Source organism: Streptomyces sp. ISL-98 (assembly GCF_018614055.1).
Lineage (GTDB): Bacteria > Actinomycetota > Actinomycetes > Streptomycetales > Streptomycetaceae > Streptomyces > Streptomyces spiramyceticus.
This window is the reverse complement of sequence record NZ_JAGGPB010000074.1, coordinates 43,555-67,063: the sequence shown is the minus strand read 5'-3', so window position 1 is coordinate 67,063 and position 23,509 is coordinate 43,555. Positions and strand designations below refer to the sequence as shown.

Annotated in this window: 24 protein-coding genes; 10 read left to right on the top strand and 14 right to left on the bottom strand. The window is 69.3% G+C overall.

The features are described 5' to 3' along the window. The first annotated feature begins 84 nt into the window (after positions 1 to 84). From J7I98_RS36320 to J7I98_RS36310, 3 genes are read left to right on the top strand one after another with little or no spacing between them, the layout of a single operon-like run. The gene (locus tag J7I98_RS36320) at positions 85 to 957 is read left to right on the top strand and encodes an AraC family transcriptional regulator (RefSeq protein WP_214929330.1); all 873 of its coding nucleotides are present in this window, start codon (positions 85 to 87) and stop codon (positions 955 to 957) included. Between the two features lie 49 nt (positions 958 to 1,006). After that, complete coding sequence (locus tag J7I98_RS36315; protein ID WP_214929347.1) at positions 1,007 to 1,729, top strand: AzlC family ABC transporter permease; 723 nt, start codon at positions 1,007 to 1,009, stop codon at positions 1,727 to 1,729. Beyond that, a complete protein-coding gene (locus J7I98_RS36310) occupies positions 1,726 to 2,034 on the top strand; it encodes an AzlD domain-containing protein (protein WP_214929329.1) in 309 nt (102 codons plus the stop codon). Before J7I98_RS36315 ends, J7I98_RS36310 begins: the two co-directional genes overlap by 4 nt. Before the next feature lie 28 nt (positions 2,035 to 2,062). Here the strand turns inward: J7I98_RS36310 and J7I98_RS36305 are convergent, their stop codons facing one another. Continuing rightward, positions 2,063 to 3,019: a hypothetical protein gene (locus tag J7I98_RS36305; protein ID WP_214929328.1), complete on the bottom strand. Its 957-nt coding sequence runs from the start codon at positions 3,017 to 3,019 to the stop codon at positions 2,063 to 2,065. A 79-nt stretch (positions 3,020 to 3,098) separates the two neighbouring features. On the opposite strand from J7I98_RS36305, the gene J7I98_RS36300 reads away from it, so the two are divergent. Both J7I98_RS36300 and J7I98_RS36295 read left to right on the top strand, forming a co-directional pair. Beyond that, positions 3,099 to 3,293, top strand: coding sequence for a DUF3046 domain-containing protein (locus J7I98_RS36300; RefSeq protein ID WP_214929327.1), 195 nt, complete (start codon positions 3,099 to 3,101; stop codon positions 3,291 to 3,293). Between the two features lie 139 nt (positions 3,294 to 3,432). Further along, a complete protein-coding gene (locus J7I98_RS36295) occupies positions 3,433 to 4,614 on the top strand; it encodes an AI-2E family transporter (RefSeq protein WP_214929346.1) in 1,182 nt (393 codons plus the stop codon). Between the two features lie 37 nt (positions 4,615 to 4,651). Here J7I98_RS36295 and J7I98_RS36290 read toward each other — a convergent pair whose 3' ends face one another. From J7I98_RS36290 to J7I98_RS36270, 5 genes are all read right to left on the bottom strand, one after another. Next, positions 4,652 to 6,811, bottom strand: a complete 2,160-nt coding sequence (locus tag J7I98_RS36290) for an MMPL family transporter (protein WP_214929326.1) — start codon at positions 6,809 to 6,811, stop codon at positions 4,652 to 4,654. A gap of 35 nt (positions 6,812 to 6,846) precedes the next feature. After that, the gene (locus J7I98_RS36285; RefSeq protein WP_214929325.1) at positions 6,847 to 7,623 is read right to left on the bottom strand and encodes a cytochrome d ubiquinol oxidase subunit II; all 777 of its coding nucleotides are present in this window, start codon (positions 7,621 to 7,623) and stop codon (positions 6,847 to 6,849) included. A gap of 20 nt (positions 7,624 to 7,643) precedes the next feature. Next, the gene (locus J7I98_RS36280) at positions 7,644 to 8,927 is read right to left on the bottom strand and encodes a cytochrome ubiquinol oxidase subunit I (protein WP_214929324.1); all 1,284 of its coding nucleotides are present in this window, start codon (positions 8,925 to 8,927) and stop codon (positions 7,644 to 7,646) included. Positions 8,928 to 9,049: 122 nt separating this feature from the next. Next, entirely contained in the window at positions 9,050 to 9,715 is a 666-nt protein-coding gene (locus J7I98_RS36275; RefSeq protein ID WP_214929323.1) for a response regulator transcription factor, read from the bottom strand. After that, complete coding sequence (locus J7I98_RS36270; RefSeq protein ID WP_251021685.1) at positions 9,712 to 10,875, bottom strand: sensor histidine kinase; 1,164 nt, start codon at positions 10,873 to 10,875, stop codon at positions 9,712 to 9,714. The genes J7I98_RS36275 and J7I98_RS36270 overlap by 4 nt, the downstream gene beginning before the upstream one ends. Positions 10,876 to 11,081: 206 nt before the next feature. On the opposite strand from J7I98_RS36270, the gene recA reads away from it, so the two are divergent. The 4 genes from recA (at position 11,082) to J7I98_RS36250 (ending at position 16,096) form a co-directional block, all read left to right on the top strand. After that, positions 11,082 to 12,212: a recombinase RecA gene (gene recA, locus J7I98_RS36265; RefSeq protein ID WP_214929321.1), complete on the top strand. Its 1,131-nt coding sequence runs from the start codon at positions 11,082 to 11,084 to the stop codon at positions 12,210 to 12,212. Between the two features lie 3 nt (positions 12,213 to 12,215). Then, positions 12,216 to 12,812, top strand: coding sequence for a recombination regulator RecX (recX, locus tag J7I98_RS36260; protein ID WP_308378055.1), 597 nt, complete (start codon positions 12,216 to 12,218; stop codon positions 12,810 to 12,812). Positions 12,813 to 12,920: 108 nt separating this feature from the next. Further along, complete coding sequence (locus J7I98_RS36255) at positions 12,921 to 13,502, top strand: helix-turn-helix transcriptional regulator (protein WP_214929320.1); 582 nt, start codon at positions 12,921 to 12,923, stop codon at positions 13,500 to 13,502. Next, entirely contained in the window at positions 13,499 to 16,096 is a 2,598-nt protein-coding gene (locus J7I98_RS36250; RefSeq protein WP_214929319.1) for an FtsX-like permease family protein, read from the top strand. The genes J7I98_RS36255 and J7I98_RS36250 overlap by 4 nt, the downstream gene beginning before the upstream one ends. Before the next feature lie 55 nt (positions 16,097 to 16,151). On the opposite strand, the gene J7I98_RS36245 is transcribed toward J7I98_RS36250, so the two are convergent. The 8 genes from J7I98_RS36245 to J7I98_RS36215 all read right to left on the bottom strand — a co-directional run bounded on the left by J7I98_RS36245 (position 16,152) and on the right by J7I98_RS36215 (position 22,538). Then, positions 16,152 to 16,541: a rhodanese-like domain-containing protein gene (locus J7I98_RS36245; protein ID WP_308378054.1), complete on the bottom strand. Its 390-nt coding sequence runs from the start codon at positions 16,539 to 16,541 to the stop codon at positions 16,152 to 16,154. Then, positions 16,538 to 17,056: a cysteine dioxygenase gene (locus J7I98_RS36240; protein ID WP_308378053.1), complete on the bottom strand. Its 519-nt coding sequence runs from the start codon at positions 17,054 to 17,056 to the stop codon at positions 16,538 to 16,540. The genes J7I98_RS36245 and J7I98_RS36240 overlap by 4 nt, the downstream gene beginning before the upstream one ends. Positions 17,057 to 17,160: 104 nt before the next feature. After that, complete coding sequence (locus J7I98_RS43145; protein WP_309544753.1) at positions 17,161 to 17,232, bottom strand: putative leader peptide; 72 nt, start codon at positions 17,230 to 17,232, stop codon at positions 17,161 to 17,163. Positions 17,233 to 17,279: 47 nt separating this feature from the next. Further along, entirely contained in the window at positions 17,280 to 18,944 is a 1,665-nt protein-coding gene (locus J7I98_RS36235) for an FAD-dependent monooxygenase (RefSeq protein WP_214929316.1), read from the bottom strand. Between the two features lie 143 nt (positions 18,945 to 19,087). Beyond that, positions 19,088 to 20,053 (bottom strand): amino acid ABC transporter permease, encoded by a 966-nt coding sequence (locus J7I98_RS36230; RefSeq protein WP_214929315.1) that lies wholly within the window; start codon positions 20,051 to 20,053, stop codon positions 19,088 to 19,090. Then, positions 20,050 to 20,697, bottom strand: a complete 648-nt coding sequence (locus J7I98_RS36225; protein ID WP_214929314.1) for an amino acid ABC transporter permease — start codon at positions 20,695 to 20,697, stop codon at positions 20,050 to 20,052. The genes J7I98_RS36230 and J7I98_RS36225 overlap by 4 nt, the downstream gene beginning before the upstream one ends. A gap of 106 nt (positions 20,698 to 20,803) precedes the next feature. After that, complete coding sequence (locus J7I98_RS36220) at positions 20,804 to 21,718, bottom strand: glutamate ABC transporter substrate-binding protein (protein WP_214929344.1); 915 nt, start codon at positions 21,716 to 21,718, stop codon at positions 20,804 to 20,806. Between the two features lie 34 nt (positions 21,719 to 21,752). Continuing rightward, the gene (locus J7I98_RS36215) at positions 21,753 to 22,538 is read right to left on the bottom strand and encodes an amino acid ABC transporter ATP-binding protein (RefSeq protein ID WP_214929313.1); all 786 of its coding nucleotides are present in this window, start codon (positions 22,536 to 22,538) and stop codon (positions 21,753 to 21,755) included. Positions 22,539 to 22,798: 260 nt separating this feature from the next. On the opposite strand from J7I98_RS36215, the gene J7I98_RS36210 reads away from it, so the two are divergent. Further along, positions 22,799 to 23,503, top strand: coding sequence for a response regulator transcription factor (locus J7I98_RS36210; protein ID WP_214929312.1), 705 nt, complete (start codon positions 22,799 to 22,801; stop codon positions 23,501 to 23,503). Positions 23,504 to 23,509 lie beyond the last annotated feature (6 nt).

The window sequence follows — 23,509 nt, the reverse complement described above, 5'->3', positions numbered from 1 at the left end:
CATCGTGCACCCGACCACTGACAACGGGTGTCCAGGACATGGACGCGCAGGTCAGCGGTGCGCGGGCGGGAGCAGAATGGCTCCATGGCTGACTCGGCGGCGGCAGACGGGAAGGACGAGTGGGCGCGGCACTGGCAGTACCCGGGCGTGCCCGGCCTCGACCTGCTGCGGGCCCGCTACGTGAGCCATTCCTTCTCGCGCCACAGCCATGAGGGCTTCGTCCTGGGTGCGGTCTTCCGGGGAATCGAGGACGTGATCATGCCGCAGGGCACGATCCAGGCCCGTCCCGGCACCGTAGTCATGATCAACCCGGAGGTGCCGCACTCCGCCCGCGCCGGGGTTCCCGAAGGCTGGTCGTACGCCACGCTGTACCCGTCGGCGCACGTCATCGCAGGCATCGCCGAGGACATGACCACGCTGCGCGGTACGGCAGGTTTCGCCGAGACCATCGTCGAAGACCCGGACACCGCGCAGCTCATCCGCGCGGTGCACCAGGCGGCCGAGGAAGGCAACGCCCTCGCCGCCGACAGTCTGCTGCGTATCGCCGTGGCCCGGCTTCTGCGCCGATACGGCCAGTCACTGCCCGCCCGTACGCCGGTCGCCACCGGAGCGCGCACAGCGGCCCTCGCCAAGAATCTCCTCCAGGAGCGCATGGCAGAGCCGCCGTCCCTGGATCAGCTGGCCCAGGAGCTCGGCACGGGCCCCTTCTCGCTGCTGCGCGCCTTCAAGGCGGCGTACGGCATGCCCCCGCACACCTGGCTCACCAATGCGCGCGTGCGCACCGCCCGTCGGCTCCTGGAGGCGGGGACCGCGCCCGCCGAGGCCGCCGCCGCTGTCGGCTTCACCGACCAGCCGCACCTGAACCGGCACTTCACCCGGATCGTCGGGGTGCCTCCGGGCGCCTACCAGCGGGAGCGTGCAAGAACGTACAAGACCGGCGACGAAGGCCGGCCGTAGTGTCCGGGCCGTGCCAGAAAAGACAGCATCCGCATCCACGTCCGCAGGGATACGTGCAGAACCCGAACACGAACCCGAAGCCAAGCCGGACAGTGCCGTCGTACGCGACGCACTGGGCGTGGGCGTCGCCGTCGGACTCTCCGGCTTCGCCTTCGGTGTGACCTCCGCGGGCGCGGGCCTCACTGTCCTCCAGACGTGCGCGCTCAGCCTCCTCGTCTTCACCGGAGCCTCCCAGTTCGCCCTGGTCGGCGCCCTCGCCGCGGGCGGCAATCCCCTCACCGCGGCAGCCGGCGCCTTCTTCCTCGGCGTACGCAATGCCTTCTACGGCCTGCGCCTGTCCCAGCTCCTTGCCCTCCCGCGCTTTGTACGCCCCTTCGCCGCGCACTGGGTGATCGACGAGACCACTGCCGTGACCCTCGCGCAGCCCACCCGCCGTAGCGCCCGGCTCGGCTTCACCGTCACCGGACTGTCCCTGTACGTGCTGTGGAACCTCACCACACTGCTCGGGGGCCTGGGTGCGGAGGCGATCGGTGACACCGACGCGTGGGGGCTGGACGCCGCCAGTCCCGCCGTCTTCCTCGCCCTCCTCGCGCCCATGCTCCGTACCACCATGGAGCGGGCTGTCGGGGGCCTCGCGGTCGTCCTGGCCCTCGGGCTGCTGCCGGTCCTGCCTGCCGGAGTGCCGGTGCTGGTCGCTGCACTCGCCGCTCCGGCCGTTCTGTACGTCCAGGGCCGCAGGGCACGCAACACCGTCACGGAGGAGGCACGATGAGCGTCTGGATCGCGATCGGCGCGACCGCCGTCGGGTGTTACCTCGTCAAGCTGCTCGGTCTGCTGGTACCCGTCGGGGCAGTGGAGCGACCGCTCGTGAAGCGGCTCGCCGCCCTCCTGCCCGTCGCCCTGCTGGCCGCGCTCACTGCCCAGCAGACCTTCAGCACCGGCCAGGAGCTGGTGCTGGACGCCAGAGGCGCAGGGCTCGCGGCGGCGGCCCTCGCCCTTGTCCTGCGCGCCCCTTTCCTGGTCGTCGTAGGGGCGGCCGTGATCGTCACTGCGGGGGTACGGGCGATCGGCGGCTGACGCTCGGCAGCCGAAGGGGGCCGATGGATCAGCCGATAGGGCGCCCGTGAGCCCGCAGCGTCAGCAGCGCGTCGAGCGTCGCGATGGGGCGCGACTCCAGTGCGGTTCCCGGCGCCCACTCCCGCTGGGGGTGCCTCCCCCGCCGGACTCCATGGGGGACGATCGGCCAGCCTCCGTCCTCCTGCTGCTCGGCCGCGAGGAAGTCGAGCGAGCGGTCCATCTCCTCGTCCGTGAACCAGCGGCGGGCCAGCGAGTGAGGCGTACGGACGTAGTCGTGCGGAAGGTGGTGCCTGCCCGGCGCGCACCCCGGCCCGTACCCCGGCGCGACCGACAGGTCCCCGTCCCGCGCCGGATCCAGCACCGCGAGGCGCTGCTGCCGCACCAGCCGTCCCAGCCGGTCCGCCGCGGCCTCCGCCCGCGCCCGGTCAGGCACTCCGTCCAGGAAGGCGACCGCCGCCTGGACTTCGTACGGATGAGACTTCTCCATGGCGTCCACTGCTGCCCAGCAGAAGTCCGTGGCCCTGAAGAGCCAGGCATGCCACACCTCGTTGCGGTGCAGCAGCCCCACCACGGGTCCTGTCGCCAGAAGTTCGCTGGGAGGGTCGTCGACGACCGGGAGGAAGGGCGCCGTCGGCCGGCCGCGCTGGGAGGGGTGCACGATGGGCAGTGCCCCGTCCTTTGTCGAGACGTCCGAAAGGTAGCGGCACATCCGCTCCACCCGCAGGCCCTCGCAGCGGCCGATGGAGTCGAGGACGCGCATCGCGTGCACAGTGTGCAGCGGCTGACTGACCGGCCCGCGCAGATCGGGTTCGAGTGCGTGACCGTAGCCGCCGTCCGCGCCCTGATAGGCAGCCAGCGCCGCTTCCACTGCGCCGGCGTCGCCGTCCAGGAAGTGGAACGCGAACCGCCGCTGTTCCAGCACGCGGGCCGTCAGCCAGATGAACTGCTCGGCGCGGGCGAGAGGGGATGCTCCAGATCCAGCCATGGGACGACCGTAGGGCGGAAAGCGCTGTCGGCAAGGTCTACGGACAGGGCTGCACTCTCAGGGGCGCGATACTGGAGTCATGCGGTTGACGATTTTCTGGGAGCGGATGGCGGACCACTTCGGCGCGGCGTACGCCGATTCCTTCGCCCGTGACCATGTGATGGCCGAACTCGGCGGCCGTACCGTGCACCAGGCCCTGGCCGCGGGATGGGAAGCCAAGGACGTGTGGCGCGGCGTCTGTTCCGCGATGAACATCCCCGCCGACAAGCGCTGACGCACAGGGCGCCCGGTTCGACGACACAGGCATGGGCCAGACTTACCCCGTGGCACCCACCGACGAGTCCGCCAAGGACGCAGCTTCCCTGACCGCGCCCCCGCCCTCGGCCCTCACGGCAGGCGCCGCTCCGGCTCGCATGCCCCGGTGGCTGCCCCGGGCCATGGTGATCGCCCTCGCCCTCTACGCCTGCTTCCAGCTCGGCAGCTGGGCCTTCCACCAGCTCGTCGGGCTGCTGATCAACATCTTGATCTCCTTCTTCCTGGCGCTCGCGATCGAGCCCGCCGTCGGCCGCATGGCGGCCCGCGGCATGCGCCGCGGTCTTGCCACCTTCCTGGTCTTCATGGGGGTGCTGGTCGCGGGGGCCGGGTTTGTCGTGCTGCTCGGCTCGATGCTGGCCGGCCAGATCATCGAGATGGTCGAGGACTTCCCCAAGTACCTCGACTCGGTGATCAGATGGATCAATGAGACCTTCCAGACGGAGCTCTCGCGGGTCGAGGTCCAGGACAGCCTGCTGAACTCCGACTGGCTGCGGAAGTACGTACAGAACAGCGCGACCGGCGTCCTGGACGTATCGGCGACCGTCCTCGGTGGGCTGTTCAAGCTGCTGACGATCTTCCTGTTCTCGTTCTACTTCGCCGCCGACGGGCCCCGACTGCGCCGCGCCCTGTGCTCCGTACTGCCGCCGTCCCGCCAGACCGAGGTGCTGCGCGCCTGGGAGATCGCGGTCGACAAGACGGGCGGCTACATCTACTCGCGCGGTCTGATGGCGCTCATCTCCGGAGTCGCGCACTACATCCTGCTCGAAGCCCTCGACGTGCCGTACGCGCCCGCGCTCGCGGTGTGGGTGGGCCTGGTCTCGCAGTTCATCCCGACCATCGGTACGTATCTGGCGGGCGCCCTGCCGATGCTGATCGCGTTCACGGTCAACCCCTGGTACGCGCTGTGGGTGCTCGGATTCGTCGTGGTCTACCAGCAGTTCGAGAACTACGTGCTGCAGCCGAAGCTGACCGCCAAGACCGTCGACATCCACCCGGCGGTGGCCTTCGGCTCGGTCGTCGCGGGCACCGCGCTGATGGGCGCTGTCGGCGCGCTGATCGCGATTCCGGCGATCGCGACGCTGCAGGCCTTCCTGGGCGCGTATGTGAAGCGGTACGACGTGACGGACGACCCGCGGGTGCACGGCAGGCGCGCGCCACGACGCGGCGCCTCTCTCCTCACCCGTCTGCGGCGCCGTGAGCCCGGTCAGGAACCCGGCCAGGAAACCCGTCAGGAGTCCCGTCCACCGCAGACGCCGCCGTCCGGGGACGACCACGCCTGAGGACGCCTGAGGGGCGGACCGTTGCCGTACGGCCGTGTCAGTGGCGCTCCAGCTCCACCCGGGGCAGGACCCGGCGCAGTCCGGCCGGCAGCCACCACGCGCTCCGCCCCAGCAACTGCATCACCGCGGGCACGATCAGGCAGCGGATGACGACGGCGTCCAGCAGAATCGCCACCGCCAGACCGAGCCCGAACTGCTGGAGCATCCGGTCAGGACTGAGCATGAAGGCCGAGAACACCACGATCATGATGGCCGCTGCCGCCGTGATCACCTTGCCGGTCGCCGCGAGCCCCTCGCGCACCGCACCCGGCGCGTCCTTCGTGCGCTCCCACTCCTCATGGATGCGCGAGAGCAGGAAGACCTCGTAGTCCATGGAGAGCCCGAAGACGATCGCGAAGATCATGACCGGGATGAACGCCTCGATGGGGCCGGGCTCGACGCCGAACCAGCCGTGCTGGAACACCAGCGTGATCACGCCGAGCGCCGCACCGATGCTGATCAGGTTGAGCAGCGCGGCTTTCACCGGGATCAGGACCGACCGGAATACGGCGAGCAACAGCAGCGCGGAGAGTCCCACGACGATCGCGACGAACAGCGGCATCCTGTCCGACACAGTCGTGGCGAAGTCCTCCGTCGCCGCAGTGGATCCGCCGACCAGCAGATCGGCGCCGGTGTCCCGCTCCAGCGGCGGCAGTACGTCGGAGCGCAACCGCTCGACGAGACCGGACGTCGCCTCGTCCTGCGGTGCGGAATCGGGGAAGGCGATGACGGTCGAGACCGAACGGTCCTGCGTCGGGAAGGCCGGGGTCACGGCCGCGACCCCCTCCGTCCCCTCCAGTGCGGTACGTACCCGCTGTGCCGCGTCGTCGCTGCCGCCGTCGGCCACCACGACGAGCGGGCCGTTGAAGCCGGGCCCGAAGCCCTCTCCCAGGAGGTCGTACGCCTTCCGGCTGGTCTTCGTCTGCGCCTCGTTGCCCGCGTCGGCGAAGCCCAGGCGCATGTCGAGCGCGGGGGCGGCCAGCGCGCCCAGCGCGACGAGCGCCACGATCAGTGCCGCCCAGGGCCTGCGCTGCACACCGGTCGCCCAGCGCCGCCAGGCCGCACCCTCGACGCGCTTCGCCTTGGCGGCGCGCTTGGCCACACTGCGCTCGATGCGCTTGCCCAGGATGCCGAGCAGTGCGGGAAGCAGGGTCAGCGAAGCGGCCATGGTGACCAGGACGGTCAGTGCCACCGCGAGTGCCACGCCCTGCAGCGAGCCGAGGCCGAGGGCCACCAGTCCCATCAGCGCGATGATCACTGTGCAGCCGGCGAAGAAGACGGTACGGCCGGCCGCGTCCAGCGCTGTACGGGTGGCCTGTTCCGCCCGTACACCCTTCAGCAGCTCGCCCCTGTAGCGGGAGAAGATCAGCAGGGCGTAGTCGATGCCGACGCCCAGACCCACCAGCATCATGATCGGCGGGGTGAAGTCGGCGACGTTCGCGAGGTGCGAGGCCATCGCGATCAGCCCGATCGACGTCCCGACGGCGAAGAGTGCGGCGACAACGGGCAGGCTCGCGGCGACCAGCGACCCGAAGAGGAAGACCAGGATCACGAGCGCCCCAAGAATGCCCGCTCCCTCCGCCGCGCCGCCCTCGCTCTCTTCCGCGCCTCGTACGGCGTCGCCGCCGACCTCGGCCTGAAGCCCCTGCCCCGCAACGGACTTGGCGGTGTCGATGACCCGTACTACGTCCTCTTTGGGGACGTCCTCCGTCTTGCCGTCGAGCGTGACCGTCGCGTACGCGACAGTGCCGTCTTTGGAGAAGGCCGCCGCGTCCTCGTACGGGCTGCGGACCTCGGCCACGCCGGGAAGCTTCGCCACCTTCTCGAGCATGGGCTCGACGCGCTGCTGTATGTCCCTGCCGCGCAGTCCGTCTCTGTCCTTGATGACGATCTGTACGGAGTCGCCCGCCTGCGCGGAGCCGTGCTTCTGGAGCGTGGTCCGGGCGGCCTGCGAATCGGTGCCGGGAAGCGAGAAATCGTTGTGGTAATCGCTGCCGACGGCGGTCGACGCGGCCGTGACGGCGATCAGGACGGCGACCCACAGGCCGAGGGCCCTCCAGCGGTGCTGGTGGGAGAAGGCGGCCAGGCGCTCGAAGACGCTCGCACGGCGCGCGGGCCGCTGTGCGGGCGCTGCTGCGGGTTCTGTGCCGATGGTCATGACGGACTCCTTGTCAGGACAGAGGTGCGGAAGATTCAGAGGTACGAGGGGCGGGTTACGCGGTGTCCGAACGTGCGCCACAGCCACACCTGTGCGGCCACCAGCGCCGGTGTGACGACGAGCAGTGCCGGCACCAGGAGCGAGAGAGTGACGCTGTCCGCCGCCGAGTCGGCGAGGGGCAGCCGGGTGCCGGCGAAGAGCGGCAGGGCGGCCATGACGACAGCGGTCAGCGCGAAGGAGTGCAGCCGGGGTGTACGGCCCGAGATCTGCCTGGCCCGCTCGTACGGCTTGCCGGTCAGCCGCAGTGCGGCGAAGCCGAGCCCGTGCGCTGCGAACAGCAGGGCCACCGCGAGGGCCGTGAACACCGTCAGGCTGCCCGACGCAGGCCTGAACGGATCCCCGGTCAGCAGCCCGGCGTACAGCGCACCCCAGGACAGCGCCACGGTCCAGCTGCCGCACACCACAAGGGCATCCATGCTGCTGCGCCACCCCCGCGAGGCGCCGCGCCCACGCCACCACAGGCCCGCGTCCCGCACGATCCAGCCGGCGACGAGTGGCAGCAGTACCAGGAACTGCCCCTGGAACAGCTCACCTTCCAGCGTGGGGAAGCAGCCGATCAGTACGCCGGCGGTGGCGATCAGCCACACCTCGTTGCTCAGGAAGAACGGCCCGATGGAGGCGAGAACCAGGCGCCGCTCGCCGGGCTCGCGCCCCAGATAGGGCAGCAGCATGCCGACACCGAGGTCAGCACCCGCCAGTACGAAGTAGCCGGTTGCGAAGAAGCCCAGAAGGGCGATGGCAAGGATGTCCATGACGTCGTCTCCGGATCTCTTCAGTACGAGTGGACAGGGAGGGGGCGATCGGCCGGGCCGTGGTCCGTACGGTCGTCAGCCCCCAGGGCCACGTGGGAAGAGCCGCGCTGTGCGGTGCGCAGCAACAGCCACCAGTTGATGGTGATCAGCAGCACGAAGAGAGTGCCGAAAACGGCGAGCGAAAGCTGCAACTGGCCGGTGGAAAGGGCGGATCCCGCGTCCTCCGTTTTCAGCAGCCCGTATATCACCCACGGCTGGCGCCCTGCCTCCCGGAAGACCCAGCCCGCGGTCATCGCTACGAACGGCAGGGGGACGACGGCCATCAGCAGTACGTGCCAGGGGCGGAGGCGGTACACCGTCCACTTGATGGAGCCGAGGACGACGCCCAGGATCGCGATGAAGAACATCAGGCCGAAGACCGACAGCATCACGAGCGCACCGGCCCTGGTCCACGCCTCGGAGGGCAGATAGTCACCGGGGCCGAACTTCGCCGCCATCTCTGCCTGCAACCGCGCCATTTCGGCGGGATCGCTCTGGAACGCCGCCAGTTTCGCGGGCTGGTACTCCCGCAGCATCGGAAACTGCGCCCCACCGACCGCAGCGGTGAAGAAAACGGCCGGCAGGGCGACGAAGACACCGATCCGAAGGGAGCGGCGGAACAGCTCGTGATCGGGCGTACGCCGGAAGAGGTGATAAGCACTCACCCCTGCCATGAAGAACGCCGCTGTGATGAGGGCGCCGCCCGTTATGTGGAGGAAGGCGAACAGGGTGGACGGGTTGGTGAGCAGCGCCCAGGAGTCGCTGATGACCAGCCCTTCGGCGGTCTCTCTGTAACCCACAGGGTGGTTGAGGAAGCCGTTGGTGACGAGGATCCAGTAGGCCGAGAGGTACGCCGTCAGCGTCACCACCCACAGCAGCGCGAGGTGGACCCCCTTGCCGAAGTGGTTCCAGCCGAAGATCCACAGGCCGAGGAAGGTCGACTCGACGAAGAAGGCAACGACTGTCTCGATCGCCAGGGAGGCCCCGAACACGTTGCCCGCGTAGTGCCCGAGGCCGCTCCACGTCATGCCGAACTGGAACTCCATCACGATGCCCGTGACGATCCCTACGGCGTAATTGATGACGTACAGCTGGCCCCAGAAGCGCACCATGCGGGCGTGCACGGGGTCACCGGAGAAGACGGCGCGCGTCTGGATGACGGCGACGACCGTGGCGAGCCCCAGCGTCAGGGCGACGAAGAGGAAGTGTCCGCCGGCGGTGAGGGCGAACTGCAACCGCGCGAGATCGAGCGTTTCTGGTTCCACGCCTGTGACTCTGAAGGCACGGTCACAGGCGTGGCGTCGGCCTGGCGTGGACAGTGGGCGTACCCCAGGAGTTGTGGGTCCACCCGGCCGCGTACCCCAGGAGTTGCGTCAGGGGGTGCCCGTCAGCCCAGCCAGCCCGGGGTGATCATGCCGCTCTCGTACGCGAGGATCACCAACTGCGCCCGGTCCCGCACATTGACCTTGGTCATGATCCGGCTGACGTGGGTCTTGGCAGTGGCCGGGCTCAGCACCAGGCGCTGCGCGATCTCGTCGTTGGACAGGCCGGCGCCGACCAGGCCCATGACCTCGCGCTCGCGCTCGGTGAGGGCGTTCAGGCGCGGGCTCGGGTCGGGCTGCTTGGCGCGGCCCGCGAACTCGGCGATGAGGCGGCGGGTCACGGCGGGGGCGATGAGCGCGTCGCCGCGCGCCACGACCCGTACACCGTGGAGCAGTTCCATCGGCTCCGTGTCCTTGACCAGGAAGCCGGATGCCCCGGCGCGCAGGGCGCCGTAGACGTAGTCGTCCACGTCGAAGGTGGTGAGGATGACGACCCGTATGCCCTCGAAGTAAGGATCCGAGACGATACGGCGGGTCGCTTCCAGCCCGTCGAGTTCGGGCATACGGATGTCCATCAGCACGACGTCCGGGCGCAGTTCACGGGCGAGCGCCAGGGCTTGGTTGCCGTTGGCCGCCTCGCCGACCACCTCGATGTCGTCCTCGTCGTCGAGGATGGAGCGGAATCCCGCCCGTACGAGCGTCTGGTCGTCAGCCAGCACTACGCGGATCATGCGCCTCCTCCGACCGGGATCCGGGCCTCGACCCGGAAGCCGCTGCCGGTGTCGACGGCGGTCAGCTCGCCCCCAAGTGCCCGTGCCCGCTCTGCCATTCCGTTGATTCCGCTGCCCTCCGCGCCGGGCGCCGAGCCCCGGCCGTCGTCCTCGATACGCACCACGACATTGTCGCCGTCACACCGCACAGTGACGACAGCCGTGCGGGCCTGTGCGTGCCGGGCGACGTTCGTCAGGGACTCCTGCACGATGCGGTAGGCAGCGAGCGAGACCTGCGGAGGCAGCTCCTGTGCCGCGCCCTCTACGGTCGTACGGATGTCGAGTCCGGCCGCCCGCGCGCGTGCCGTGAGCTCGTCGAGCCGCTCGATGCCCGCGGTCGGGGTGACCGGGGCACCGTCCTCGCCGTCGACCTGGCGCAGTACGCCGAGGGTGGCACGCAGTTCGCGCAGTGCGTCCTTGCTGCTGTCGCGGATCGCCTCCAGAGCGGGCACCAGCTCCTCGGGGCCGCGCGGCCGCTTGGAATGGCGGTGCAGGGCCGCGCCCGCCTGGACGTTGATCAGCGAGATGTTGTGCCCGAGTACGTCGTGCAGCTCGCGAGCGATGCGCAGCCGCTCCTCCGTCGCCGACTGGCGTGCGCGTACGTCCTTCTCGCGCTCGGCGGCACGGACCCGCTGCTCGACCTCACGGAGGTACGCCTGGTGGGTGCGGTGTGCCTGGCCGATCGCGATCACGCCGACGAACCAGCCGGCCATCAGGAAGATCGCCGCGTCGTCCACGTGCCGCTCGCCGGAGGTCACCACCTGCTCGACGTAGACGGTGGACAGCATGGTGACGACGGCCAGAGTGATGGCCGAGGCGAGATGCCCCTGGGCGGCGACGGTGTAGAGGGCGTAGGCGTAGGCCAGGAGCAGCACCGGCAGGTCGACGGTGCTGACCGGGAAGTACGCCGCGCAGCACAGCAGGGTGACAACCGCGACGGGTACCGGCCACCGGCGGCGCCACACGAGGGCGGAGCATCCGACGGCGATGAGTGCCCAGCCGAGCAGGAGCCGGCCGGGCGACTCGTACGCGTCCCGGTCGCGGACCAGGGTTCCGACGACTGTGACCAGGGCGACACCGGCCCCGACGGCGAAGGTCACGGTGCGCTGGGGGAGGGCCATGCCCCGAAGGATAGGCGGGAGGGGAGGCCTGGACCGGTGGGCGTGGTGCGCTTGACACCAAAATCGAACATCCATTCTCATGGGGTTCCGGCCCTGAAACCCCAAGGGTTTTCCACAGGCCAGACGGACGCCGGGACGCATTGTCAGTGGCAGGGGTTAGCGTCATTGACGTGAAGCGATCGACTCAAGCAAATCGGGTGGAACCCATGGCAGCAGGCACCGACCGCGAGAAGGCGCTCGACGCCGCGCTCGCACAAATTGAACGGCAATTCGGCAAGGGCGCCGTGATGCGCCTCGGCGACCGGCCGAACGACCCCATCGAGGTCATCTCCACCGGGTCGACCGCTCTGGACATCGCGCTCGGCGTCGGTGGACTGCCGCGCGGTCGTGTGGTGGAGGTGTACGGACCGGAATCCTCCGGTAAGACGACACTGACGCTGCACGCCGTGGCCAACGCGCAGAAGGCCGGCGGCACTGTCGCCTTCGTGGACGCCGAGCACGCGCTCGACCCCGAGTACGCCAAGGCGCTCGGCGTCGACACGGACAATCTGATCCTCTCCCAGCCGGACACCGGCGAGCAGGCCCTCGAGATCGTGGACATGCTGGTCCGCTCGGGCGCCATCGACCTCATCGTCATTGACTCCGTCGCGGCCCTGGTGCCGCGCGCGGAGATTGAGGGTGAGATGGGCGACTCGCACGTCGGCCTCCAGGCCCGGCTGATGAGTCAGGCGCTGCGCAAGATCACTGGCGCGCTGCACCAGTCCCAGACCACAGCGATCTTCATCAACCAGCTCCGCGAGAAGATCGGTGTGATGTTCGGCTCCCCGGAGACCACGACCGGTGGCCGGGCGCTGAAGTTCTACGCCTCCGTGCGGCTCGACATCCGCCGTATCGAGACCCTCAAGGACGGCACGGACGCGGTCGGCAACCGCACCCGCGTCAAGGTCGTCAAGAACAAGGTCGCGCCGCCGTTCAAGCAGGCCGAGTTCGACATCCTCTACGGCCAAGGCATCAGCCGCGAGGGTGGCCTGATCGACATGGGCGTGGAGCACGGCTTCGTCCGCAAGGCCGGTGCCTGGTACACGTACGAGGGCGACCAGCTGGGCCAGGGCAAGGAGAACGCCCGTAACTTCCTGAAGGACAACCCCGATCTCGCCGACGAGATCGAGAAGAAGATCAAGGAAAAGCTGGGCGTCGGCGTCAAGCCGGTGGCCCCCGGAGCCGAGCCCGGCGCGGACGCGGCGGTCAGCGTCACGGCCCCGGCCGACGAGGCGAAGTCCGTACCGGCCCCGGCGAGCAAGGCCAAGACGGCCAAGGCCGCGGCAGCCAAGAGCTAGATCGTGACCCGGAGAACGGACTGGCCGGGAAGCGAAAGCGCGGACGCAGAGGACAGCGGCAGCCCCGCCCCGTCGAGGGCCGGGAAGGGGTTGCCGCCTCAGGATCCGGCTGAGCAGGCGCGGGCGATCTGCCTGCGCCTGCTCACCGGGACCGCGCGCACCCGCAAACAGCTCGCGGACGCCCTCCAGAAGCGGGGCATCCCGGACGACGTGTCGGACGAAGTGCTGTCCCGCTTCGAAGAGGTCGGGCTCATCAACGACGCGGCTTTCGCGGATGCCTGGGTGGAGTCCCGCCACCACGGCCGCGGTCTGGCCCGGCGGGCGCTTGCGCGGGAATTGCGAACCAAGGGCGTGGACTCGGCCCTGATCGACGATGCGGTCGGGCAGCTCGACTCCGACCAGGAGGAAGAGAGAGCCCGGGAGCTCGTAGCCCGCAAACTGCGCTCCACCCGCGGCCTGGAGCGCGACCGCAGAGTGCGCCGCCTGGCCAGCATGCTGGCCCGCAAGGGCTATCCCGAGGGTCTGGCTCTGCGGGTGGTCAGACGGGCCCTGGAGGAAGAGGGCGAGGAAACGGACGACTTGGGCTACGACCCGCTCTAGCGCGTGCGGCGACTGGCCGGGGGTCGGCCCAGGGTGGGGCTAACCCCCGGTCGAAGACGCAGGTCCGCTCCAGTGCACAGCACCTTGTGCACAGGAGATTGTGTGCGCATGGCACAGGAACCCGGCGGCACCGAGATCGCGGACATCGCCGCCCTCAAGGCGCTGGCACAGCCGCGACGCCAGCAGATATTCCAGCACCTCTCCCTCTACGGCCCTGCCACCTCGGCGGTCCTCGCCCGCGCCCTCGGACTGAACACCGGCGCTACCAGCTACCACCTCCGCGAGCTCGCCCGATACGGGTTCGTCGAGGAGACCGAGGGCGAAAGCGCCCGCCGCGAACGGTGGTGGCGAGCCGTCCCCGGTGACCGCCGCTTCCCCCGCCGCACTCGCCAGACCGCCGAAATGCGCCTCGTCATGGACGAGTTCAACCACCATGCGTACGCCGCCGACCTCGCACTCTTCGAGCAGGTCCAGCGGGAGAGCGCGGACGCGGATCTCGGAGAGTGGGCCGACGGCTTCCCCTATTCGAGGGGCTCCATCCGGCTCACGCTCCCCGAGTTCCGGGAGTTCTTCGAGGAGTACATCGCTCTCCTCAACCGCTACAAGCGCCCCGACGCCGAGACTCCGCCCGAGGCGCGCACCGTACTCACCCGCCTGCTCGCCTTCCCTGCACCCGAGGACGCGTCATGATGCTGAGCTATGCCCTGCAGACCATCCGGGCCCGCAAGGGCGGATTCCTCGGAGCGTTAGTTGCCCTGATGTGCGCAGCGGCCCTCATCACAGCCTGCGGCACCCTCCTGGAAAGCGGCCTTCGAGGCAAGATCGCCACCGAGCGCTACGCCGCCACCCCCCTCGTCGTCTCCGCGGACCAGAACGTTCACAAGACCACCGTCAAGCACAAAGGCAACGGAAAGACCAAGACCAAGCGCAAAGCGAAGCCCATGGCCGAGCGGGCGTGGCTGCCAGAGAAGACCGTCCAGCGCGTCAGAAGCGTCCCGGGCGTACGTGCCGCCGTGCCTGAACTCACCTTCCCCGCCTACCCCGTAGCCCCCGATGGCCGTTTCCTTCCTGCCGCCGACGACAGGGCGTACTACGGCCACGCCTGGGCCTCCGCCGCCCTGACCCCGTTCACCCTCACCCGCGGCCATGCCCCCAAGGCCCCCGCCGACCTCGTTGTCGACCGTGAACTCGCCGCCCGCGCCCACCTCGCGCCCGGCGACCGGCTCACCGTCCAGTCCACCAAGTCCCCCCGTACGTACCGGATCACCGGCATCGCGGCCCCCAAACACTCACCGGACTCCGTCGCCGACCGCGGCGACCTGCTCCGCCAGACTTCCCTCTTCTTCTCCACCAAGGAAGCCGAGCGGCTGGCCGACCGCCCGGGCCAGGTCACCACCATCGGTGTTGTACCGGAAAAGGACACCGACACAACCCAGTTGAAGAAGGCAATCGCCACAGCACTCGCCGGTACGAAGGCCCAGGTCTCCGTCGGCGACGACCGCGGCCCCGTGGAATTCCTCGACGCCGCCGAAGCCCGTATCAAGCTCGTCAGCATGGGCGGCGCGATCGGCGGTACGTCGCTCCTCGTCGCCATCCTGGTCGTCGTCGGCACCTTCGCGCTCTCCATCCAGCAGCGTCACCGCGAACTCGCCCTGCTCCGTGCCATCGCGGCCACACCCCGCCAGATCCGCCGCCTGCTTGGCCGCGAGGCCCTCCTCGTCGGTGCGACCGCCGGCATCGTCGGATCGCTCGCAGGCCTGCCGCTCGGCGCCTGGCTGCACGGCCGGTTTGTCGAGATGGGCGCGGTCCCGGCGACCCTGGAACGCGCGGTCAGCATCTTCCCGACGTTCGCCGCCGTCGGCGCGACGCTGCTCGGTGCCTGGGCCGCCGCCCGGATCTCCGGCCGCCGGATCAGCCGCATCCGACCGGCGGAAGCCATGGCCGAAGCCGTGGTCGACGGCACCAGGACCCCCTGGGCCCGCATTCTCGCCGGGCTCGCGCTGCTCGCCGGCGGCATCATCCTGGTCGCGGTCCTGAGCATGCTGCGCACCGAACCCGCGTCGACTCCCGTGACGTTCCTGACCGTTGTGGTGCTGGCCGTCGCGATCTCGCTGCTGGGTCCCGTGCTCGTACGGGCAGCAGGCGCACTGCTCGCCGGACCGCTCAGCCTGGTCGGCTCGGGAGGCCGGCTCGCCACTGCCAATGTGCGCGGCAATGCCACTCGGATGGCCGCGGCCGTCACCCCGCTCGCCCTCCTCATCGGCATGACCTGCACAGTCCTCTTTGTCCAGCCGACGCTCGGCGACGCTGCCCGCGCACAGAGCCGTGAGGGCACCCGAGCCACCTGGGTGATGACCTCCCAGGGCCCGGGCGTTCCGGCGGCCGCCACCGAGCTGGTCCGCCGGACCGACGGCGTCACGACAGCCACAGAGATCGTCAGAACCACGGTCCGAGTCGGCCTGGACAAGTACTCCGCCCAGGGCGTCACGCCCGCCGGCCTCACCCGCACCTGGGACCCGGACGTCACCAGCGGCTCGCTCGCCCACTTCGGCAACGGCAGTGCCGCCGTCAGCGAACTCGCCGCCGACCAGCTCAAACTGAAGCCCGGCAGCACGCTCGAACTCACGCTCGGCGACGGCACCCCTGCCACCCTCACCGTCGCCGCCGTGTACGCGCGAGGTCTCGGATTCGGAGACCTGACCCTGCCCCACGGCTTGGTCGCCCGGCATGTCGACAGCCCCCTCGCGGCTGCCGTACTCGTCGCCGCCGACAAGACCGCCGACCTCGGGGCTGCACAGAAGGAGCTCGCCAAAGCCGTACAGAAGTTCCCGGGCGTCTCTGTCCTGAGCCCGGAGAGTGTCGACGAGCTCCAGCAAGAGCAGCAACGCACCAACGCCGAGGTCAATTACCTCGCCATGGGGCTCGTCCTGGCCTTCACCGCCATTGCCGTCGTCAACACCCTCGCCATGTCGGTCTCCGAGCGCATCAGGGAAATCGCGATGCTCAGGCTGGCCGGTGCCACCCGCCGTCAGGTCCTGCGCATGCTGCGCATCGAGGCCTTGTCGGTCCTGCTCATCGGGGCCGTCCTCGGCACCGGTATCGCGCTCGCCGTACTCACCGCGTTCAGTGTCGGCATGACGGGCAGCGCGGCACCGGCTGTGCGGCCTCTGGTGTACGCCACCGTCGTCGGCGGGGCCGGACTGCTCGCCCTGGTGGCGACTGCGCTGCCCGGCCGGGCAGCGCTCAGGACCCGCCCGGTGGACGTGGCCACTTCCAAGCAGTGACCACGCAGGGCGGTAAGGGGTGCCCTTTCAGGGAGGGCACCCCTTACCGCATCTCCTATGGAGCCACCGGCAGTCCCGCCGCGCGCCAGGCCTGGAAACCGCCGTCGAGGTCCGTCGCCCGGTGCAGGCCCAACTGCCGCAGTGACGCGGCCGCGAGGCTCGATGCGTAGCCCTCGTTGCAGATCACCACGACCTGCAGATCATGGCTGGTGGCTTCCGGAGCCCGGTGGCTGCCCTGCGGATCGAGGCGCCACTCCAGCTCATTGCGCTCGACGACCAGCGCGCCCGGAATCAGCCCGTCCCGCTCGCGCAGCGCGGCGTACCGGATGTCCACCAGCAGGGCTCCGGCCTCGGCCGCGTCGTAGGCCTCCTGCGGCCCGATGCGGTCGAGGCCTTCGCGGACCCGTTCCAGGAGCTCGTCAATGCCCACAGATTCGCCGCTCACTGCCACTCCTCCGGACGCTCGACGTGCTCCAAGCGGAGTACGGCGCCCGTACGGCTGTAGCGCCGCATCATCGGCAGCGGCGGGTAGTACGCGTGCACCGAGACGGCGTGCTCGTCCGTCGACTTGTTCAGCACCTGGTGCACATGGTGGGCGCCGAAGGCCCGTCCCCGGCCGGCGGTCAGCAGCCGTTCCCGGTCCACCCCGTCGGCCAGTTCAAGCGTTTTCCAGCCCTCCGTCGGGATGCGCGCCGCGAGGGACTCCTCGCGCAGTGAGCCGGCCGCGGTGGCGAACGCACCCTGCGAGCCGCCGTGGTCGTGCCAGCCGGTGCCTGTGCCGGGTGGCCAGCCGATCAGCCAGGCCTCGCTCCCACCCGGGCCTTCGAGACGCGACCATGTGCGCCCCTGGGGATCGAGTGGAAGGGAGGCCACGAGTGCGGCGTCCGCGGCGGTACGGCGCACGAATTCGAGCAGTTCTGCGGCGGAGGGTGCCGCACTTCGGGCCGCGGGTTCGGGCACGGCAGATGTACGTACGGGAGAAGACACAGGGGACCGTCCTGAGGCAGTTCGCAGGAACGCGCGGCCGGAAAACGGCACGGCACAGCGCGGGGAGAGAAGGCGAATCAGCAGGACGGACGACACACGCAGCCCGCATAGCGGACGAGGTCCATATGGACCCTCCGCCACAGGCGCACATTGGTGTCGGTCACGCTCCGGAGTACACCATGCACGCCTGTGACGGTCAATTGATGTCCGCAGTCCGGTCGGTCCGGTCGGTCCGGTCCATTTGGTCGGAGGGCGCCGACTGCTCGGGAAGCCCCGAGCGCGGCGGAGCCTGTGCCGACGGCGCCGGTGAGCCCCCGCGCGTCGCGTCCGCCGCCGCGTACAGCTCGGCGGGCCGCACCCCGTGGAACGCCGCGACCAGATGCCCGTCGGGCCGTACGAGCAGCACCGTGTGCGCCGACGCCCCCGGGTAGCTCTCGGTCACCAGCAGCTCCGCCCGTACAGGCAGCGCCGTCACCGCCGCGGCCAGCCGGGGCATGACCCCCGCCGTCATCCAGTGCCGCCGGTCCCATACGCCCGTGCCCGGCGCGACCAGCGTCACCAGCAGCCGCCCGCGCCCCAGCCGGTCCCGCAGTCGCACCGTAGTGCCGTCGGGAGCCGTCGCCCGTACGTCCGCTACGGGAGCCCCCAGGGGCGTGCCGACCAGCGTCTGCGCCTCGGCGTGCGGGGGTGCCAGAGGGGAGCGCGTGTACTCGGGGGGCGCACCCAGAGCGCCGCGCCCCAGGTGCCCGTCCGTGAGCAGGGAGTCGTGCCCTCGCGCCGTACCCGGCAGGTACGTACGCAGGCCACCGCTCCGCCGCAGGATCGGCAGCGCCTGGTCGGCGGCGCGCAGGCGCGAGGCTACCGATGTGCGCCGCTCCGCCTGGTAACTGTCGAGCAGCGTTTCCGACGCCCCCAGGTGCCAGGCCTGCGCCAGCTTCCAGGCCAGGTTGTCGATGTCCCGCAGCCCCTCGTCGAGCCCCTGCGTACCGAGCGCGCCGAGCAGATGGGCTGCCTCCCCGGCGAGGAACGCCCGGCCCACACGCCAGCGGCGGGCCAGCCGGTGGTGGAGCGTGTACACGCCGGTGTCGATCAGGTCGTACGGGGGTGTCTCGCCGCACCAGCCGCCCAGCGTGTCCCGTACCCGCGTCACCAGGGCTTCGGGCGTGACGAGTTCGCCACGGGCGGGCAGCAGCCAGTCCAGCCGCCACACACCGTCCGGCAGGGGACGGGCGGTGACTTCCTGGCCGCCCGTGCGCCACGGCGGCAGCCGGTGCAGCAACGCTTCGTCGGGCCAGGGCAGTTCCGTACGCAGCGCGGCTACGGCATGCCGTTCCACCGCCGTACGCCCGGGGAAACGGATGTCGAGGAGCTTGCGCACCGTCGACCTCGCCCCGTCGCACCCGACCAGGAAACTGCCGCGCCACCAGGTGGCCCCGGGTTCGCGGGTGTGCGCGGTGATGCCGCTGTCGTCCTGCTCGATGGTGTCGAGGCGGCCTTGCGGCACGATCTGCACGAGCTCCTGCATCGCGGCAGCGGCGCGCAGCCCGCGCGTCAGGTCGTGCTGTGGGAGATGCAGGGGTGAGGGCTCGCCGCCCTCGCCAAATTCCACCCGCCTGACGTCCTGATTGCGCCGCATGGACCGCCATCCGGCCCAGCGCGCCCCACCGTCACGGACAGTGGTGCAGCCGAGCCGCTCGACCAGGTCCGCGGTGTCCGGCCGCAGGACGGCCGTACGGGCCGTACGAGGCTCGTTCTTGCCCGGCCCCTCGTCGAGCACCACAGAGGGGACACCCTGGGCGGCGAGGGCAAGGGAAAGTGCCAGTCCGACGGGACCGGCACCAACGACAATCACCGGGTCCACGGCGCGTCCCCTCCTGTCCGTACGGACATCTGGGAAGTGGCAGGTGGAACCCGGTGCACGATCACAGAACGTATGCAACCCACTGCGGGTGCGTGCGTCAAGTGACAGAGGCAGCGGCGCGGTGGCCGCTGCCTCACATTTCGTCAGTTCTTCTTGCCGACAGGCCCGTCGGTCCCTTCGGACCCGCCCTCCACATGTGGTCCGAGCGGACCGCCACCGGCGTCAAGCACTCCGGGAGCCTCCAGCGGTTCGGCGGCCGCGGCCGGCATGATGCCGGTCTTGGCACGGCGGCCACGCTTCTCGATCCAGGTAGCGAGCGAGGACAGCGCCATGCACATCGCGACATAGATTGCGCCGACGACGATGACGACAGGGACGTAAGGATTGTCGTCGTTGACGATGATGTTGTTGGCCATCGTCCGCGCCGCGTACAGCAGCTCCGCGTACGTGATGATGTAGCCGAGCGAGGTGTCCTTGAGGGTCACGACCAGCTGGCTGATGATCGTCGGCAGCATCGACCGTACGGCCTGCGGGATCAGCAGCATCGTCATGACCTGCGACTTGCGCAGACCCAGCGCGTACGCCGCCTCGACCTGCCCCTTGGGCACGGCGTTGACACCGGCCCTGAGCACCTCGGCCTGGACACACGCGTTGTAGACCGTCAGACCGATGACCAGCGCCCAGTACGCCGAGCTCTCACCGATGAAGCCGAGGCTGTCCTTGTACGTGAGGAACAGGACCCACAGCGCGTAGATCGTGATCAGCAGCGGGACGGCCCGGAACAGCTCGATGAACCCGGTGGCCACCGCGCTCACTGCCCGGTGGTCTGACAGCCGCGCCACGGCCAGCAGGACACCGAGCACCAGCGACAGGACCGCCGCCACCACGAAGACCTGCAGAGTCGAGAGGATGCCGTCGCGGATGTTCGCCCGCACGCCGGCGTTGTTGAAGATGGCCCACATCTCGGAGGCGAAGTAACCCCGGTCCGCGAGACGGAAGACCGCGAACCCGATCAGCCCCAGAACCAGCAGGGAGCCGACCACGGTGTAGATGCGGTTGCGTACCCGGGCGTTGGGACCCGGGGCGTCGTACAGGACGCTCGAACTCATCGTGCGACCTCCAGGCGCCGCTCGAGCAGCCGGAAGAGACCGCTGATGGTGAAGGTGACGACCAGGTAGCCGAGGGCTACCCAGAGGAAGATGGGGGCGATGGCGAAGCCCTTGTCGCTCAGCAGCTTCTGGACACCGAAGAGCTCGGTGACGCTGAAGGCGCCCGCGATCGCCGAGTTCTTGGTGAGGGCGATGAAGATGCTGCTCAGCGGCGGGATCACGGTGCGGGTTGCCTGCGGCAGGACGATCATGCGCAGCGTCTGGAAGAAGGTCATGCCCAGCGAGCGGGCGGCCTCGGCCTGGCCGAGCGGCACCGTACTGACACCGGACCTGACGGCCTCGCAGACGAACGCGGAGGTGTAGAAGCCGAGCGCCAGCAGAGCCTTCGTCCACGGGTTCATGCCGGAGCCGAAGACGGCGGGCACCACGAACCAGGCGACGAGGAACAGCAGCGTCAGCGGGGTGTTGCGGAAGAGCGTGACCCAGGCGGTGCCGAAGAATCGCAGGGGCGGTACGGGAGAGACGCGGAAGCCGGCCATCACGACGCCGAGCACCATCGCGAGCAGCGCACTGGCGGCGGTCAGCAGCACGGTTCCTATGAAACCGTCACGGAACTCCGGCAAGTGGTCGAGCAATACATTCACGGGGAAGTCCTCGTGGGCGGCAGCGGACGGGCAGGGGACACCGCGCCCCGTACGCTCCCCTCAAGCGCGTACGGGGCCCGGTAGGTCACCACCGAAGTCGGCGGTATCAGTAGCGCTCGAGCGCCGGCGGCTCGGTGAACGCGGAGCCGGACAGGCCGAGCGTCGCGTCGTACGCCTTCTTGTAGTCGCCGTTCTTGATGTGCGCCTCGAGGGCCTTGGAGACCGCCTCGCGCAGCACCTTGTCGTCCTTGCTCATGCCGATGCCGTACGGCTCCTTGGTGAACGGCTTGCCGACCACCTTGAGCTTCGTCGGACGCTGGGCGGCGTAGCCCTTGAGGATCGCGTCGTCGGTCGTGACGGCGTCGACCTCGTTGTTGATGAGCTGCTGCACGCACTCGGAGTACTTCGACAGCTCGGTGGCCTTCGCGCCGTACTTCGGCTTCTTGATCTCCTGGAGCGGAGTGGAGCCGACGATCGAGCAGACCTTCTTGCCCTTGAGGGAGTCGGGTCCGGTGATCGTCTTCTCGTCCTTGCGGACCAGGAGGTCGGCGCCCGCCATGAAGTACGGACCGGCGAAGCCGACCTGCTTCTTGCGCTCGTCGTTGATCGTGTACGTACCGACGTAGAGGTCGACGTCACCCTTCGAGATGGTCGTCTCACGGACACCGGAGTCGACCGTCTTGAAGCTGATCTGGTCGGCCGAGAAGCCGAGGTCGGCGGCGACCATCTTGGCGATCTCGATGTCGAAGCCGGAGCGCTTGCCGTTGGTGTCCTCGAAGCCGAGGTACGGCTGGTCGTTCTTCGCGCCGAAGGTGATCTTGCCGGCCTTCTGGGCCTTCTTCAGGGTCGGCGAGTCGAGCTTGACGTCCTTGGCGACCGTGTACGTCGGCAGCTTGGGGGCGTCCTTGCCGCCGGTCGGGTCCTTCGGCTTGTCACCGGCCGTACCGGACTCGCCGCCACAGGCGGTCGCGGTCAGCGCGAGCACAGCAATGGCAACAGCGGCCGTCTTGCGGAGCTTCATCGTGAACATCCCTTTTGTCGTAGGTCGTTGGTCGTCAGTGGTGAAGGATCTTCGACAGGAAGTCCTTGGCCCGGTCGCTGCGCGGGTTGCTGAAGAACTGGTCCGGTGTGGCTTCTTCGACGATCTTGCCGTCCGCCATGAAGACGACACGGTTGGCGGCCGAGCGTGCGAAGCCCATCTCGTGGGTGACGACCACCATCGTCATTCCGTCGCGCGCCAGCTGCTGCATGGCTTCCAGCACCTCGTTGATCATCTCCGGGTCGAGCGCCGAAGTGGGCTCGTCGAAGAGCATGACCTTGGGATCCATGGCCAACGCCCGTGCGATCGCCACACGTTGCTGCTGGCCACCCGAGAGCTGTGCCGGGTACTTGTCCGCCTGCGAGCCGACACCCACCCGGTCGAGCAGGGCGCGCGCCTTCTCCTCGGCCGCCTTCTTGTCCGTCTTGCGGACCTTTATCTGGCCCAGCGTGACGTTCTCCAGCACCGTCTTGTGTGCGAAGAGATTGAACGACTGGAAGACCATGCCGACGTCGGCACGCAGCCGGGCGAGCTCCTTGCCCTCCTGGGGCAGCGGCTTCCCGTCGATCGAGATCGCGCCGGAGTCGATCGTCTCCAGGCGGTTGATGGTGCGGCACAGCGTGGACTTTCCGGACCCGGAGGGTCCGATGACGACCACGACCTCGCCACTGGCGATGGTCAGATCGATGTCCTGGAGCACATGCAGCGCGCCGAAGTGCTTGTTGACGTTGCTCAGCACGACCAGGTCGTCGGCTGCGGGGGCAGCGTCCTCGGCGGCCTTGGTCACTGAAACTCCGCTCATCGGCTTCTTGCTCCGTCCTCCTCGGTTGGGGAGGACCCTAGTCAGCCGTTACGACCAGCGTCATTACATCTGAGCGGAAATTGAGCATAACGATCCGGCTGCAACCGGACACTCCGCGTGAACAGGACTCCCGGCGGGGATACGGCTCCATAACGGAACATGCCCGTAACGGGAAGGGCCTTGACTGGACCGTGACGGATCGGCGTGGATGCACTGAGAGCATTCACGAACAGTTCATCAATTCCACCGGAGGGGGGCCCATGAGACTGCTGCTCGTCGAGGACGACAACCACGTCGCCGCGGCCCTCTCCGCCATCCTCGCCAGACACGGCTTCCAGGTCGTCCACGCCCGCAGCGGCGAGGAGGCGCTCCAGGCACTGCTGCCTGCCGAGAAGGAACCGTTCGGTGTCGTACTGCTCGATCTCGGGCTGCCCGACCAGGACGGCTACGAGGTGTGCGGCAAGATCCGTAAGCGCACCGACACCCCCGTGATCATGGTCACCGCGCGGGCGGACGTGCGCTCCCGCATTCACGGCCTCAACCTCGGCGCCGACGACTACGTCGTCAAGCCGTACGACACCGGTGAACTGCTCGCCCGTATCCACGCGGTCAGCCGCCGCAAGACGACGGGCGACGCACCGGCGCCCGCCGCCGACCCTGCCCTGCGGCTCGGGTCCGTACACATCGAACTGCCCACGCGCCGCGTCAGCGTCGCCGGCAGCGAGGTCCAGCTGACCCGCAAGGAATTCGACCTGCTTGCTCTCCTCGCCCAGCGTCCCGGCGTCGTCTTCCGCCGGGAACAGATCATCAGCGAGGTGTGGCGCACGAGTTGGGAAGGCACGGGACGCACGCTGGAGGTCCACGTGGCCTCCCTGCGCTCCAAGCTGCGGATGCCCGCGCTCATCGAGACGGTGCGCGGCGTCGGCTACCGGCTCGTCGCCCCGGCCGCGGTGCAAGGCCCGTAACGGCAC

Bases quoted from the DNA above. Each gene is read 5' to 3' on its own strand.
- J7I98_RS36320 (WP_214929330.1), top strand. From the start codon at position 85: ATGGCTGACTCGGCGGCGGCAGACGGGAAGGACGAGTGGGCGCGGCAC.
- J7I98_RS36310 (WP_214929329.1), top strand. From the start codon at position 1,726: ATGAGCGTCTGGATCGCGATCGGCGCGACCGCCGTCGGGTGTTACCTC.
- J7I98_RS36305 (WP_214929328.1), bottom strand. From the start codon at position 3,019: ATGGCTGGATCTGGAGCATCCCCTCTCGCCCGCGCCGAGCAGTTCATC.
- J7I98_RS36300 (WP_214929327.1), top strand. From the start codon at position 3,099: ATGCGGTTGACGATTTTCTGGGAGCGGATGGCGGACCACTTCGGCGCG.
- J7I98_RS36295 (WP_214929346.1), top strand. From the start codon at position 3,433: ATGCCCCGGTGGCTGCCCCGGGCCATGGTGATCGCCCTCGCCCTCTAC.
- J7I98_RS36290 (WP_214929326.1), bottom strand. From the start codon at position 6,811: ATGACCATCGGCACAGAACCCGCAGCAGCGCCCGCACAGCGGCCCGCG.
- J7I98_RS36285 (WP_214929325.1), bottom strand. From the start codon at position 7,623: ATGGACATCCTTGCCATCGCCCTTCTGGGCTTCTTCGCAACCGGCTAC.
- J7I98_RS36275 (WP_214929323.1), bottom strand. From the start codon at position 9,715: ATGATCCGCGTAGTGCTGGCTGACGACCAGACGCTCGTACGGGCGGGA.
- J7I98_RS36270 (WP_251021685.1), bottom strand. From the start codon at position 10,875: ATGGCCCTCCCCCAGCGCACCGTGACCTTCGCCGTCGGGGCCGGTGTC.
- recA (WP_214929321.1), top strand. From the start codon at position 11,082: ATGGCAGCAGGCACCGACCGCGAGAAGGCGCTCGACGCCGCGCTCGCA.
- J7I98_RS36255 (WP_214929320.1), top strand. From the start codon at position 12,921: ATGGCACAGGAACCCGGCGGCACCGAGATCGCGGACATCGCCGCCCTC.
- J7I98_RS36250 (WP_214929319.1), top strand. From the start codon at position 13,499: ATGATGCTGAGCTATGCCCTGCAGACCATCCGGGCCCGCAAGGGCGGA.
- J7I98_RS36230 (WP_214929315.1), bottom strand. From the start codon at position 20,053: ATGAGTTCGAGCGTCCTGTACGACGCCCCGGGTCCCAACGCCCGGGTA.
- J7I98_RS36220 (WP_214929344.1), bottom strand. From the start codon at position 21,718: ATGAAGCTCCGCAAGACGGCCGCTGTTGCCATTGCTGTGCTCGCGCTG.
- J7I98_RS36215 (WP_214929313.1), bottom strand. From the start codon at position 22,538: ATGAGCGGAGTTTCAGTGACCAAGGCCGCCGAGGACGCTGCCCCCGCA.
- J7I98_RS36210 (WP_214929312.1), top strand. From the start codon at position 22,799: ATGAGACTGCTGCTCGTCGAGGACGACAACCACGTCGCCGCGGCCCTC.